The sequence below is a fragment of the Martelella alba genome, from assembly GCF_006516955.1.
GTDB classification, from domain to species: Bacteria; Pseudomonadota; Alphaproteobacteria; order Rhizobiales; family Rhizobiaceae; genus Martelella; species Martelella alba.
Genome location: NZ_VHLG01000003.1, coordinates 55,231 through 69,075, shown reverse-complemented (window position 1 = coordinate 69,075; position 13,845 = coordinate 55,231). Strand labels below are relative to the sequence as shown.

Annotated in this window: 13 protein-coding genes; 12 read left to right on the top strand and 1 reads right to left on the bottom strand. The window is 59.8% G+C overall.

Annotation, left to right across the window (positions count from 1 at the left end; all coding sequences use genetic code 11):
* Positions 1 to 38 precede the first annotated feature (38 nt).
* From obgE to FJU08_RS06660, 9 genes are all read left to right on the top strand, one after another.
* A complete protein-coding gene (obgE, locus tag FJU08_RS06700; protein ID WP_141148215.1) occupies positions 39 to 1,097 on the top strand; it encodes a GTPase ObgE in 1,059 nt (352 codons plus the stop codon).
* A gap of 1 nt (position 1,098) precedes the next feature.
* Positions 1,099 to 2,262: a glutamate 5-kinase gene (proB, locus tag FJU08_RS06695; RefSeq protein ID WP_141148214.1), complete on the top strand. Its 1,164-nt coding sequence runs from the start codon at positions 1,099 to 1,101 to the stop codon at positions 2,260 to 2,262.
* Positions 2,255 to 3,538: a glutamate-5-semialdehyde dehydrogenase gene (locus tag FJU08_RS06690; RefSeq protein WP_141148213.1), complete on the top strand. Its 1,284-nt coding sequence runs from the start codon at positions 2,255 to 2,257 to the stop codon at positions 3,536 to 3,538. Before proB ends, FJU08_RS06690 begins: the two co-directional genes overlap by 8 nt.
* Positions 3,539 to 3,577: 39 nt before the next feature.
* Positions 3,578 to 4,183 (top strand): nicotinate-nucleotide adenylyltransferase, encoded by a 606-nt coding sequence (locus FJU08_RS06685; protein ID WP_141148594.1) that lies wholly within the window; start codon positions 3,578 to 3,580, stop codon positions 4,181 to 4,183.
* Positions 4,180 to 5,043 carry a hypothetical protein gene (locus FJU08_RS06680; RefSeq protein ID WP_141148212.1) on the top strand — a complete coding sequence of 288 codons (864 nt, stop codon included), beginning with the start codon at positions 4,180 to 4,182 and terminating at the stop codon, positions 5,041 to 5,043. Before FJU08_RS06685 ends, FJU08_RS06680 begins: the two co-directional genes overlap by 4 nt.
* Before the next feature lie 126 nt (positions 5,044 to 5,169).
* Entirely contained in the window at positions 5,170 to 5,613 is a 444-nt protein-coding gene (gene rsfS / locus FJU08_RS06675) for a ribosome silencing factor (RefSeq protein WP_141148211.1), read from the top strand.
* Positions 5,614 to 5,942: 329 nt separating this feature from the next.
* The gene (gene rlmH, locus FJU08_RS06670; protein ID WP_141148210.1) at positions 5,943 to 6,425 is read left to right on the top strand and encodes a 23S rRNA (pseudouridine(1915)-N(3))-methyltransferase RlmH; all 483 of its coding nucleotides are present in this window, start codon (positions 5,943 to 5,945) and stop codon (positions 6,423 to 6,425) included.
* A gap of 99 nt (positions 6,426 to 6,524) precedes the next feature.
* Complete coding sequence (locus FJU08_RS06665) at positions 6,525 to 7,934, top strand: murein hydrolase activator EnvC family protein (RefSeq protein WP_235890612.1); 1,410 nt, start codon at positions 6,525 to 6,527, stop codon at positions 7,932 to 7,934.
* Entirely contained in the window at positions 7,924 to 9,336 is a 1,413-nt protein-coding gene (locus tag FJU08_RS06660; protein WP_141148209.1) for a S41 family peptidase, read from the top strand. The genes FJU08_RS06665 and FJU08_RS06660 overlap by 11 nt, the downstream gene beginning before the upstream one ends.
* Before the next feature lie 106 nt (positions 9,337 to 9,442).
* Here FJU08_RS06660 and FJU08_RS06655 read toward each other — a convergent pair whose 3' ends face one another.
* Positions 9,443 to 10,093, bottom strand: a complete 651-nt coding sequence (locus FJU08_RS06655; protein WP_141148208.1) for a TetR family transcriptional regulator C-terminal domain-containing protein — start codon at positions 10,091 to 10,093, stop codon at positions 9,443 to 9,445.
* 274 nt (positions 10,094 to 10,367) lie between these two features.
* Here FJU08_RS06655 and FJU08_RS06650 point away from each other — a divergent pair, with 274 nt between their 5' ends.
* From FJU08_RS06650 to hydA, 3 genes are all read left to right on the top strand, one after another.
* A complete protein-coding gene (locus FJU08_RS06650) occupies positions 10,368 to 11,621 on the top strand; it encodes a Zn-dependent hydrolase (RefSeq protein WP_141148207.1) in 1,254 nt (417 codons plus the stop codon).
* Positions 11,618 to 12,121, top strand: a complete 504-nt coding sequence (locus FJU08_RS06645) for a GNAT family N-acetyltransferase (protein ID WP_181409772.1) — start codon at positions 11,618 to 11,620, stop codon at positions 12,119 to 12,121. The genes FJU08_RS06650 and FJU08_RS06645 overlap by 4 nt, the downstream gene beginning before the upstream one ends.
* 263 nt (positions 12,122 to 12,384) lie before the next feature.
* Positions 12,385 to 13,839, top strand: coding sequence for a dihydropyrimidinase (gene hydA, locus FJU08_RS06640; protein WP_141148205.1), 1,455 nt, complete (start codon positions 12,385 to 12,387; stop codon positions 13,837 to 13,839).
* The last annotated feature ends 6 nt before the right edge of the window (positions 13,840 to 13,845 follow it).

Below are 13,845 nucleotides of genomic sequence, written 5' to 3'. Positions count from 1 at the left end.
TTTGCAACCGCCGACTGACGAACACAAGTGAAAGAAACATGAAATTTCTCGATGAGGCAAAAGTCTATATCCGCTCGGGCGACGGCGGCGCCGGCAGCGTGTCGTTCCGACGCGAGAAATATATCGAATTCGGCGGCCCGGATGGCGGCGATGGCGGCCGCGGCGGCGATGTCTGGGTTGAGGCCGTCAATGGTCTCAACACGCTGATCGACTTCCGTTTCCAGCAGCATTTCAAGGCTTCAACCGGCATTCACGGCATGGGCCGCAACCGAAACGGCGCCAATGGTGCCGATGTGACGCTGAAAGTGCCGGTGGGAACGCAGGTCTTCGAGGAAGACAATGAAACCCTGATCTGCGACATTACCGAGGAAGGCCAGCGCTTCCGCCTTGCCGCCGGCGGCAATGGCGGCTTTGGCAATGCCCATTTCAAGACCTCTACCAATCAGGCACCGCACTGGGCCAATCCCGGCCTTGAGGGCGAGGAGAAAACGGTCTGGCTCAGGCTGAAGCTGATTGCCGATGCCGGTCTGGTAGGACTGCCCAATGCCGGAAAGTCGACCTTTCTGGCAGCAGTGACGCGTGCCCGGCCGAAGATTGCCAATTACCCCTTCACCACGCTGCATCCAAATCTCGGTGTCGCAACGGTTGATACGCGCGAATTCATCCTGGCCGATATTCCCGGCCTGATCGAAGGCGCACATGAAGGTGTGGGCATCGGTGACCGTTTCCTCGGCCATGTCGAACGCACCCGCGTGCTGCTGCATCTGATCTCCGCCCAGGAGGAAGACGTCGCCAAGGCCTATACGACCATACGCGGCGAGCTTGAGGCCTATGGCAATGAGATCGCCGAAAAACCGGAAATCGTCGCCCTGTCGCAAATCGATATTCTCGATGACGAGACCCTTGCCGAAAAGAAGGCGGCGCTGGAAAAGGCGTGCGGGACGAAGATCCTGACCCTTTCCTCCGTCGCAGGCAAGGGTGTGCCGGAGGCGCTGCGCCAGCTTCTCTCGGTCATCACGGCAGAAGAAAGCCGGCTTGGCATTGCCGCAAAACCAAGCAGCGGGGACAAGGGTCGGCACGACAAGTGGGAACCCTGAAATGACCCACGGGGCAAAACGGGCGCTCGCCCATTATCACCGGATCGTCATCAAGATTGGCTCGGCCCTTCTGGTCGAGCGTGGAAACGGGTTGAAGCGCGACTGGTTGAGACGGCTTTGCGATGACATCGCCGTGCTGAAGGAAAAGGGCGTAGAGGTGCTGGTGGTTTCCTCCGGCGCTGTCGCCCTCGGTCGCACCGTGCTGCACACCCATCCGGGCGCCCTGAAACTGGAAGAAGCCCAGGCGGCGGCGGCTGTCGGCCAGATCGGCCTTGCCGGTGCATGGACGGAAGCCCTGAAGGCGCATGATATTCTCGCCGGACAGATCCTGCTGACGCTGCAGAACACAGAGGAACGCCGGCAATATCTCAATGCCCGCGCGACGATCCGCCAGCTTCTGAAGGCCGGCGCGGTACCGATCGTCAATGAAAACGACACGATCGCCACGTCGGAAATCCGTTATGGCGACAATGACCGGCTGGCCGCCCGCGTCGCCACCATGATCGGCGCCGATCTGCTGATCCTGCTCTCAGATATTGACGGGCTTTATTCAGCGCCGCCGCATCTGGACCCGAGCGCGAAATTCCTGGCGGAAATTCCCGTCATCACCCCCGAGATCGAGGCGATGGCCGGTGGTGCGGCCTCTGAGCTTTCGCGCGGCGGCATGCATACCAAGATCGAGGCGGGCAAGATCGCCACCACGGCCGGCTGCGCCATGATCATCGCTTCCGGCAAGATCGATCATCCGCTAAGGTCAGTCGAAGACGGCGCGCGCCATTCGATGTTTCATGCCTCGCATAGCCCGGTCAATGCCCGCAAGACCTGGATTGCCGGTCAGCTTCTGCCTGCCGGGACGATCCATATCGATGATGGCGCGGTTGCGGCGCTGAAGCGCGGCAATTCGCTGCTGCCGGCAGGCGTCAGCGCCGTTGACGGGCATTTCTCCCGCGGCGACACCGTTGCCATCGTCAACCGCTTCGGCGGCGAGATCGCCCGAGGCCTGTCCGGCTATGACAGCGACGAGGCCAGATTGATTGCCGGGCAGAAAACGGGTGGCATCGAGGCCATTTTGGGCTATCCAGCACGGGCGGCGATGGTACACCGCGACGATCTGGTCATGACCCTGCATGAAATGGCAGGCAACAAGGATGGAACCCATGCTTGAGAATATCGCAACGATGAGTGACGTAGGCACCCTGATGCTCGACATGGGCAGACGGGCAAAGGCCGCATCCCATGCGCTTGCGATTGCGCCAACGGAACAGAAAAATGCCGCCCTTCTGGCCATGGCGGACCAGATCGAGGCGCATATGGCCGATATTCTCAAAGCCAATGCAGACGATGTTGCCGATGGCCGCAAGAACGGGCTGACAGGCTCCTTCATGGACCGGCTGCAACTGGATGAGAAACGCGTTGCTGCCATGGCGGAAGGCTTGCGTGCTGTCGCGGCGCTGAAAGATCCGGTCGGCGACCTGATGGCCGCATGGGACCGGCCCAACGGCCTGAAGATCGAGCGCGTTCGCACGCCGCTTGGCGTCATCGGCGTGATTTATGAAAGCCGCCCCAATGTGACGGCCGACGCCGGTGCACTGACGCTGAAGGCCGGTAATGCCGTGATCCTGCGCGGCGGTTCGGATTCGGCCCGCTCGGCCCGCGCCATTCATGAAGCAATGAAAGCGGGGCTGCGTCAGGCTGGATTGCCGGAAGATGCAATCCAGATCGTGCCGACCACCGACCGTGCCGCTGTCGGCGCCATGCTCGCCGGTCTTGATGGCGCCATTGACGTGATTGTGCCGCGTGGCGGCAAGAGCCTTGTCGGCCGTGTTCAGCGCGAGGCACGCGTACCGGTCTTTGCCCATCTGGAAGGGCTCTGCCATGTCTATGTCGACAAGTCCGCTGATCTCGCCATGGCGGAAAAGATTGTCGTCAACGCCAAGATGCGCCGCACCGGCATTTGCGGTGCAGCCGAAACGCTGCTGGTTGACCGCGCCGGCGCCGAGCGTCTTTTGCTGCCGCTGGTGGAAGCGCTGGAAAAGGCCGGCTGCGAGGTCCGTGTCGACCCTACGCTTTCGAGCAGCCTGCCCGGCCGGCCCGAAGCCACCGAGGATGACTGGTACACCGAATATCTCGATGCCATCATCTCGGTGAAGCTGGTCGACGGCATTTCCGGCGCCATCGACCATATCGAACATTATTCCTCGCATCACACCGAGGCCGTGATCGCCGAAGATCCCGCTGTCGTTGCCCGTTTCTTCAACGAAATCGACAGCGCCATCCTGCTGCACAACGCCTCGACGCAATTTGCCGATGGCGGCGAGTTCGGCATGGGAGCGGAGATCGGCATCGCAACCGGCAAGATGCATGCGCGCGGCCCGGTCGGTGTGGAACAGCTGACCTCGTTCAAATATCGCGTTCACGGCACTGGCCAGACAAGGGCGTAAGGCGTGGGCGAAACGACGATCGAGCGCCGTTATCTGACCATGCCCCATTGCGAACGGGGCATGGTGATCGGGCTTTTCGGCGGTTCGTTCAACCCGCCGCATGAGGGGCATCTGCTGGTGGCAAAGCTTGCCATCCAGCGCCTTGGCCTCGACCAGCTCTGGTGGATGGTCACCCCCGGCAACCCCTTGAAGACGGGCAGTGCGCCCCTTGCTGAACGCCTTGGCGAGAGCCGCCGCCTTGCGCGCGATCCGCACATCAAGGTGACGGCGCTGGAGAAGGGACTTGCGACCAGCTACACCGCCAAAACCATCCGCATCATCAAGGCGCGCCACCCCGGTGTCCACTTCATCTGGATCATGGGCGCCGACAATCTGGCCGATTTTCATCGCTGGCAGCAATGGAAGGCGATTGCCCGGATGGTGCCGATGGCCGTCATCGACCGGCCCGGATCAAGTCTGGCCCATCTGTCATCAAAGACAGCGCGCACCTTCGCGCGTTATCGCGTGCATGAGCGCAATGCCGCCACGCTCCACCTCAGACAGCCGCCAGCCTGGACCTTCATCCACGGCCCGCGATCGCCATTGAGTTCAACCGCTCTGCGCATCGGCCTGAACCGCGCAGACGACCGCCGGGATACCGAATGACGCGCCTGACGATTATCGACCATATCACTGACCCTGGAACAGCCGGCGGCACCAATGATGACAGTTGCGGCTGGACGGAAGAAAGCGTCTTCGTTATCGATGGCGCAACGGGTCTTGCTGACCGGCAATATATGGCGGGACATGGCAGCGACGCTGCCTGGCTTGCCCATCTGGCCACGGAATTTTTCGAGAAGGCTGACGGCATGGCGCTCACCGATACCGTGCGGGCGCTGAATGAACGGGCCGGACAGCAGTTCAGCCATGCAGCAGAGGGCGAAGCGGCACCGCGTCATGGCTGGCCGGCAGCGGCCTTTCAGATGCTCAGGATCGAGGGCAACCGGCTGGTCACTCACGGGCTGGGCGACTGTCGTCTGTTTCTTCTTGATGCCAATAAAAACATCTTTCAGGCAAGCGCTCTTGAAGACAATCGCGAACGGGAAACCGCCTCGGCCGCCGCCCATATCGAGCGCGTCGGCGGGTTGGCCGGTCTCGGCAGGCTCAACCGTGATCCCGAAACACTTGCAAGCCTGAGAGCGGGCCGGGAAAAACACAATACCGAAGGTGGACGAATCTGGACCCTTGGCCTGGTGCCGGATGCTGCCGACCATATTGTCAGCACGGAGATCGCCATTGCCCTGCCCGCCTATGGACTGGTCTGCTCAGATGGTTTTGCCGCACTTTGCGATGCCTATGATCTGTTTGATCCCGGCAGTCTTGTCTCCGCCGCACGCTCCCACGGCCTGTTGCCACTCATCAACGCGTTGCGCGATATCGAGCGCACGGTCGACCCGGACGGGCAGAAATTCCCCCGTTTCAAGGTTTCCGACGATGCCACAGCGGTATTATTTGCACTTGAATAACAAGGTGAAAGCCAAATAGCGCCGACGCAGATATCAGCACAATGCGCCACACATCTTGCAAGACAGGCCATTTGGCAGGTATTCTACCTTCACGGCTCGCTCTGGCACACGAGTCGTGTTTCGTGCTTGTTCCGGTCATTGAAGAAAGGAAGACCCCTGACAACATTGCACGCCAAGGACAAGGCTGACAAAGCCGGTCCGAAGAGCGCCAACAGCGGCACACAGTCCGCCAACGCGGCTCTCTCCGTCGTCCTCGACAGCCTCGAGGATTCGAAAGCAGAAGATATTGTCACCATCGACATTGCTGGCAAATCGGCGCTCGGCGACCATATGGTCGTGGTTTCGGGCCGCTCGAACCGTCATGTCGTGGCGATCTGCGATCATCTGGTCCGCGACATCAAGGATGCCGGTCTTGGTCCGGCGCGCGTCGAAGGCGCAGATGCCGGTGATTGGGTTCTGATCGACACCGGTGACATCATCGTCCACGTCTTCCGTCCCGAAGTCCGCGAGTTCTACAATATCGAGCGGATGTGGTCGGCACCGGAAATGGGCGAAGGAAGACTGCATTAGGCCGTCAGCGCCCGGCGCGACGATGGGCATGTAACTGCATCGCATCGTTTTGCGACGGGCAGAGAAGGCTGTTTGCGCCAAGGTTAACAATGTATCGGGGCCGTCTGGCTTGACGGTCCAACGGTTTGCGTGTGCCGGTAGGGCATCAGCCTCTTTGTCGGCCTAGAGCGGAATGGGCCAAAGCCTGCCGGGACGCATCGGCGCGGAACGCGAGACCGTTTTCTCGCCGGAGCGATTGTGCAAGGGCAGGACGCGGCACGAAGCGGGCGACACCGGTTTTCTCCCGCAGTCGGGTCGCATTGCAGCCGGAACAGAAAAGACTGAACATTATGCAGATCGGTATATTCGCCGTCGGGCGGCTGAAATCCGGCCCGGAAAAAGAGCTCGTTGCACGCTATCTCGACCGGCTATCCAAGATGGGACGCGCTCACGGCATTGAGTTTACACGCGTCAACGAAGTGAGCGAGAGCCGTGCCGGCAATGCCGACACGCGCAAGCGCGAAGAAGCGGATGTTCTGCTGCGCAGCCTTGCACCCGACACGGTGCTGATCCTTCTGGATGAACATGGTAAATCGCATGACAGTGAAAGTTTTGCCGGAGCCATCGAGAAGATCCGCGATTCCGGCAAGCGCGAAGTCATCTTCGCCATTGGCGGCGCCGATGGTCTCGATCCTTCGCTGCGGGAACGCGCCAGTATGACGGTGAATTTCGGCGCCATGACCTGGCCGCACCAGATCGTGCGCATCCTTCTGGCCGAACAGCTCTACCGCTCTGTAACACTCATGGCCGGTCATCCCTATCACCGCGCCTGAAACTCTCACACATTGTTGAGCAGGCAGGAATGGCTTGGTTTAGTCTTCATTAACCGCTATCCGTCAAAGCTCGACCCGAAAATCGGTAGAAGAGCGGCGATGAAGATGAGATGGCCAGGCAGGATCGGCAGGGCAGCGCAGCAGCGCTTGCTTTCGCTCGCCTTGCTGTCCGTTTTCTGCCTGCCACTCCTGCCCCAGCTTCCGGCCATGGCGGACGATGCGGCAGGAACGGAAACCAGCGATGCCGAGGCGCTGGTGAGCAAGCTCTCCGACGAGCGCGACGAAAAGCAGGTCGAGCTTGACAAGCTGCAGCAGAACATCACCCTTTCATCCGGCAGGATCAGTCAGCTACAGGCCGAGATCGACAAATTCGCTGGTGACAATGCCAGCCTGAAACAGGCCCTGGTGGATTCGGCCGCCCGGCGGCGCGCGCTTGAGGAAAAAATCGGCGACAGCGAGCAGAAGATAGCGGACCTGACGACAAAGGAAGACGCCCTTCACCAGTCGCTCAACGCCGAGCGCGATGTGCTGGCCGATGTGCTGGCGGCGTTGCAGCGCATGGGGCGTGATCCACCGCCAGCCCTTCTGGTTTCGCCGGGCGATGCGCTCGCCTCGGTACGCTCCGCCATCCTTTTGAACGGCGTCGTGCCGGAACTGCGCGACAAGCTGGATGGTGTACTGGCAGATCTGAAGGCGCTGCAATCGGTCAAGACGGAGCTGGTCAGCGAGCGTGATGGCCTGGCACAATCCCTCGACGCCATTGCCGAGGAGGAAAAGCGCATGGACCTGTTGATGGCGGAGAACGACCGTTCGCGCCAGCAAAGTGCAGATACGCTCGCCGCAGAGCAAAGCCAGGCTGAAGCACTTGCGGCCAAAGCCACCGACCTCAACAGCCTGATCGCCTCGCTGGAGACGGAGATCTCTTCCGCGCGAAACGCCTCCAAGCTGGCGGCGGAAGAAGCAGCCCGTCAATCCAGCATGACGGAAGCGCAGAAAAACGCGGCCCGCGAACGGGCGCTCTCAATTCCGCCCGATAAAAACCGCATTACGCCCGCATATCCGTTTTCTGATCTAAAAGATCGTCTCATTCTGCCTGTCGACGGCAAAATCCTCCGCTCTTACGGCGATCCGGATGGAACCGGGCATAATGCGACAGGTATAACAGTCGAAACACGCCCCGGTGCTCTGGTAACGGCACCCGCCGATGGTACAGTGGTCTATGCAGGTCGTTTTCGCAGCTATGGTGAGATGGTCATTCTCAATGTCGGCGACGGCTACCATATCGTCATGACGGGCATGGATGGTTTAAAGGTAAGGCAGGGCGACTTCATTTTCTCGGGCGAACCCCTGGCGGCCATGGGCGCAACACGGGTTGCAAGTGCAGCAACGCTAGCGCTGGAAACGGAGAAGCCGACACTCTACATTGAGTTCCGGCATGACGGAAAACCGGTCGATTCGCAATCCTGGTGGGCGGAAGACAAAAATGGAAAGGCACGCAATGATACGTAGAGCTACGCTTCTGTTGGCTGGCGTCGCGATTGGCGCTTCGGTAACGGGGGTCATTTTCTCGGCCGACATCCCAGCACGCGCAGCGGGCGACGATTCCACTTATAAGGAAATGTCGCTGTTTGGAGACGTGTTCGAACGCGTGCGCGCCCAGTATGTGACGCCGCCCGACGAGCAGAAAATGATCGAAGATGCCATTAACGGCATGCTGAGCGGCCTTGACCCGCATTCGAGCTACATGACCGCCGAAGAATCGGAGGAAATGCGTGACGAATCCAAGGGTGAGTTCGGCGGCCTCGGCATCGAAGTCACAATGGAAGACGAAGTCGTCAAGGTTGTCGCCCCGATCGACGACACACCGGCTGCCAAGGCCGGTGTCATGGCAGGCGACAAGATCATCGAGATCGATCATCAAAGCGTGCGGGGCATGTCGCTCAACGACGCTGTGGACTTGATGCGTGGCAATGTCGGCGAGCCGATTGATGTCACCATTATGCGCGACGGGGTCGACAAGCCGATCGACATGACGATCGTACGCGGCGTGATCCCGATGAATTCGGTCAAGGCCCGTGTCGAAAACGACGATGTCGGCTATATCCGCATCTCGACCTTCATGAACGAGAAGCTTGACGAAAACCTCAAGGATGCAATCGAGAAGATCCAGTCCGAGGTGCCGGAAGACAAGCTGAAGGGCTATATCCTCGACCTGCGCCTCAATCCGGGCGGCTTCCTGAACCAGGCTGTGGCCGTATCCGATACGTTCCTTACCGGTGGCGAGGTGGTCTCCACACGCGGGCGCAACCCGCAGGAAACCCGCCGCTTCGATGCCGGTCCGGGCGATCTGACCAACGGCAAACCGCTGATCGTGCTGATCAATGGCGGCTCGGCTTCGGCATCTGAGATCGTTGCCGGTGCGCTGCATGACCTCAAGCGCGCAACGCTTGTCGGCACCCGCAGCTTCGGCAAGGGGTCCGTCCAGACCATCGTGCCGCTCGGCAATGAGGGCTCGCTGCGCCTGACGACGGCGCTTTACTACACGCCGTCGGGTACATCGATCCAGGGCACAGGTATTGAGCCCGACATTATCGTCCAGCAGAAGCTTCCCGACGACATCAAGGATCTCGTCGTGCCGGAAGGCGAATCGAGCCTGCGCGGCCACATTCAGGGTGCCGATGAGACGGATTCCGGCTCCGGTTCGGTTGCTTATGTGCCACAAGATCCGAAGGATGATGTCCAGTTGCAATATGCCATCGATCTCATCGAAGGCACGAAAACCGATCCGTCCTACCCTGCTGACCCGAACAAGGCAGTACAAGAGCTGCAGAGCGAAGAGCAGCAGACCCAGGCGGCCGCAACAACGGACAGCAAGACAGACGACACAAAGACGGACGAGAAGGCGAACTAAAGCCTCATTCCTCCGTGATCTGATATTGACGAGAGGCCGGCGGATCGCTCCGCCGGCCTTTTTCACTTCGATGCCTGGCGCAACCGGGCCGCGCCCTCACCGCGACTCAACCGGACTGGCCGTCAATCACCAGCCCTTTGACGAAGAGTGTTTCGAGATAGCGGGCTGCATCTTCATAACGTCCCTCGCCATAAAGCCCGTCACCGAGAACGGCGCGGATCTGGACGTCGAAATCGGCGTAATGCTGCGTCGTTGCCCATATCGAGAAGATCAGGTGATAGGGATCGACCTTTCTCAGCTTTCCAGCCTTTTGCCAGGTGCGGATCACCTTGGCCTTTTCATCCACCAGATCTTTCAGCGGGCCTTTCAGCATAGGCTCGACATTGGGAGCACCCTGCAGCACCTCATTGGCAAAGAGCCGGCTCTCCCGCGGAAAATCCCGTGCCATTTCCAGCTTGCGGCGGATATAGGAGCGGATTTCGCTTTCGGGATCGGAGCCTGCGTCAAAGAAACGCAGCGGTGCCAGCCACACCTCCATGACCCGCTCGATCAGCGTTGAGAACATCGCTTCCTTGGTGCGGAAATAATAAAGCACATTCGGTTTCGACATGCCCGCGGCCTCAGCAATCTGATCCACCGTCGACCCTTTGAAACCATTGGCAGAAAAGACATCGAGTGCGGCTTCGAGAATCACTTCCTCCTTGGCCTCCTGTATCCGGGTCCGCCGCTGTGTTCTGGCCGCCCTCGCTGTCGTCATGCCTTCGCCTCGCTTTCCAATTACCCGCACCAATGTGCACAAAAACAAATCACGCCCAATCTTTAGGCTATTTTTTATAAAAATGTCGCCTGAAATTGACTTTCCACTCTTGAGTGACAGCGGGGAAGTTGTAAAGTTTACCAACCGGTCAAAATCCTTGCCGGTTTTCACGAGAATAGCAATGGCGTAGCATCGGCCAACTTGAAATTTCTAAAAACGACAGATCAAACGACTGATAACAAACGCCGAAAGCAGAGAATTGGGGAGCAGCGTAATGGTTGCAGCACTTGGTGAGAATATGCGGATCAATGGCGACCGCCTTTGGGACGCCCTGATGGACATGGCGAAGATCGGCCCCGGCATTGCCGGCGGCAATAATCGCCAGACCCTGACGGACGCCGATGCTGAAGGCCGCAAGCTGTTCCAGACATGGTGTGAGGATGCGGGCCTCACCATGGGTGTCGACAAGATGGGCACGATGTTCATGACCCGCCCCGGCACCGACCCCGACGCGCTTCCCGTCTATGTCGGAAGCCATCTCGACACACAGCCGACCGGCGGCAAATATGATGGCGTACTCGGCGTGCTTTCGGCGCTTGAGCTGGTGCGCACCATGAACGACCTTGATATCAAGACAAAGCATCCGATCGTTGTCACCAACTGGGCCAATGAAGAAGGCGCGCGCTTTGCGCCCGCCATGCTGGCCTCCGGCGTTTTCGCTGGCGTTCACACCATGGACTATGCCTATGGCCGCAAGGATCCTGAAGGCCTGACCTATGGCGACGAGCTGAAGCGGATCGGCTGGGTTGGCGATGAAGAAGTCGGCGCGCGCAAGATGCATGCCTATTTCGAATACCACATCGAACAGGGCCCGATCCTCGAGGCCGAAAACAAGCAGATCGGCGTCGTCACGCACTGTCAGGGTCTCTGGTGGCTGGAATTCACGCTTTCCGGCAAGGAGGCCCATACCGGCTCGACACCAATGGCGATGCGCGTCAATGCCGGGCTTGCCATGGCCCGGATCCTGGAAATGGTGCAGAAAGTGGCGATGGAAAGCCAGCCCAATGCCGTTGGCGGCGTCGGCCAGATGTTTTTCTCGCCCAATTCGCGCAATGTTCTGCCCGGAACGGTGACCTTCACGGTCGATATCCGCACGGTCGACCAGGAGAAGCTCGACACAATGCGCGCCAAGATCGAGACTCAGGCCGCAGCCATCTGCGAGGAACTCGGCGTTGGCTGCGCGGTCGAGGCGGTCGGGCATTTCGATCCGGTCACCTTCACGCCTGAGCTTGTCGAGAATGTCCGCCAGTCCGCCATTGAGCTCGGCTACAGCCATATGGACATCGTCTCCGGTGCGGGTCATGATGCCTGCTGGGCAGCCAAGCTGGCGCCGACCACCATGGTCATGTGCCCCTGCGTTGACGGCCTGTCCCACAACGAGGCGGAAGACATTTCCAAGGAATGGGCGGCGGCGGGCGCCGATGTGCTGCTCAGGGCCGTATTGAAAACTGCGGAGATTGTGGAGTGAGCTTGGTCCTCGCCATAGAAAGCCCCGATCAGGCGGAAGTGACAGCACTTCTCGACTGTTCGGATGCCTATATGGCGACGCTCTACCCGCCGGAAGGCAATTTTGCCGTCGACCTCCACGCATTGATGCAGGATGATATCAGCTTCGTGGTGGCCAGGCTTGATGGCCGCGCGGCGGGTTGTGGCGCAATCAAGTGGCTTGCCGATGGCACGGCCGAGCTGAAGCGCATCTTCGTTGCTGAAGATGCGCGCGGTCGTGGTCTCGGTGGCCGTATCATGGATTTTCTCGAAACGCTGGCGAGAGATAGAAACGTAAGACACCTCTTTCTTGAAACGGGACCGCTCAACACCGAGGCCGTGCAGATGTATCGCACGCGCGGCTTTTCCCAGTGCGGTCCCTTCGCCGATTATGAAGACAACCCCTACAGCCTGTTCATGACCAGGGATATGACGGCGGGCGCGACATCACCGGAGCCCGTGAAGCAAAGGGTGGCATCGTGAAAAGCACGACGAAAGACGCTAAAGCCGGGCTGCGCTCGATCGGCTATATCGGAGCCAGACCAGCCTCGACCGTTGCATCTGACGTCAAGGCAAACCAATCCGCCGGCCCGGGCAAAAGCCACGGCAGCATTCAGGTGACAGCGTCGTCACAGGCGGCACCGACACCAGCAAACACACCACCGCCGAGAAACTGGCGATGGTCCTGATGATTTGAAGAACGAGAAGCGGAAAACCGCCCGTTGGAAATTTAAAAGGGAACAGTAATGAGCACAGTGATCAAGGGCGGGACAATTGTCACCGCTGACCTGACATATAAGTCTGATGTGAAGATCGAAGGCGGCACGATCGTCGAGATCGGCCCTGACCTTTCCGGTGACGAGATCCTCGACGCCGAAGGCTGCTTCGTCATGCCGGGTGGCATCGACCCGCATGTCCACCTCGAAATGCCGTTCATGGGCACCTATTCGGCCGATGATTTCGAAAGCGGCACCCGCGCCGGTCTTGCGGGCGGCACGACCATGGTGGTCGATTTCTGTCTGCCCGACCCTGGCCAGTCGCTGCTGGATGCGCTGAAGCGCTGGGACAACAAATCGACCCGTGCCAATTGCGATTACTCCTTCCACATGGCGATCACTTGGTGGGACAAACAGGTCTTTGAAGAGATGGAAACCATCGTCAAGGACAAGGGTATCAACACCTTCAAGCACTTCATGGCCTATAAAGGCTCGCTGATGGTGAATGACGACGAGATGTTTGCCTCCTTCCAGCGCTGCGCCGAGCTTGGCGCCATGCCGCTGGTACATGCAGAAAACGGCGACGTCGTTGCCTCCATGTCGGCCAAGCTGCTGGCGGAAGGCAATAACGGCCCGGAAGGCCACGCCTATTCGCGGCCTGCCGAAGTTGAAGGCGAAGCCACCAACCGCGCCATCATGATCGCTGATATGGCCGGTGTTCCGCTCTATGTCGTTCACACATCCTGCGAACAGAGCCATGAGGCCATCCGCCGCGCCCGCCAGAAGGGCATGCGCGTTTACGGTGAGCCGCTGATCCAGCATCTGCTTCTCGATGAGAGCGAATATTTCGACAAGGACTGGGATCATTCCGCCCGCCGCGTCATGTCGCCGCCATTCCGCAACAAGCAACATCAGGCCTCGCTCTGGGCCGGACTGCAGGCGGGGTCGCTCTCCTGCGTTGCCACCGACCACTGCGCCTTTACCACTCAGCAGAAGCGCTACGGCGTTGGCGATTTCACCAAGATCCCGAATGGCACCGGCGGTGTCGAGGACCGGCTGCCGCTGTTGTGGACCTATGGCGTTGGCACCGGCCGGCTGACGATGAACGAATTCGTCGCCGCAACCTCAACCAATATCGCCAAGATCCTCAACATGTATCCGAAAAAGGGTGCTGTCCTTGTTGGCGCCGATGCCGATCTGGTCGTCTGGGATCCGGAACGCGAAAAGACCATCAGCGCTGAAAGCCAGCAGTCTGCGATCGAATATAATGTGTTCGAGGGCATGCATGTGAAGGGCCTGCCGCGCTTCACGCTGTCGCGTGGCAAGGTCGTGATCGAGGAAGCCACGGTGAAGACCGAGGAAGGCTGGGGCAAATTCGTTGCCCGCCAGCCCTATCCGGCTGTCAACAAGGCGCTTTCCACCTGGAAGGAACTGGTCGCCCCGCGCAAGATCGAGCGGGCGGGCATTCCGCCGTCCGGCGTCTGATCGGAG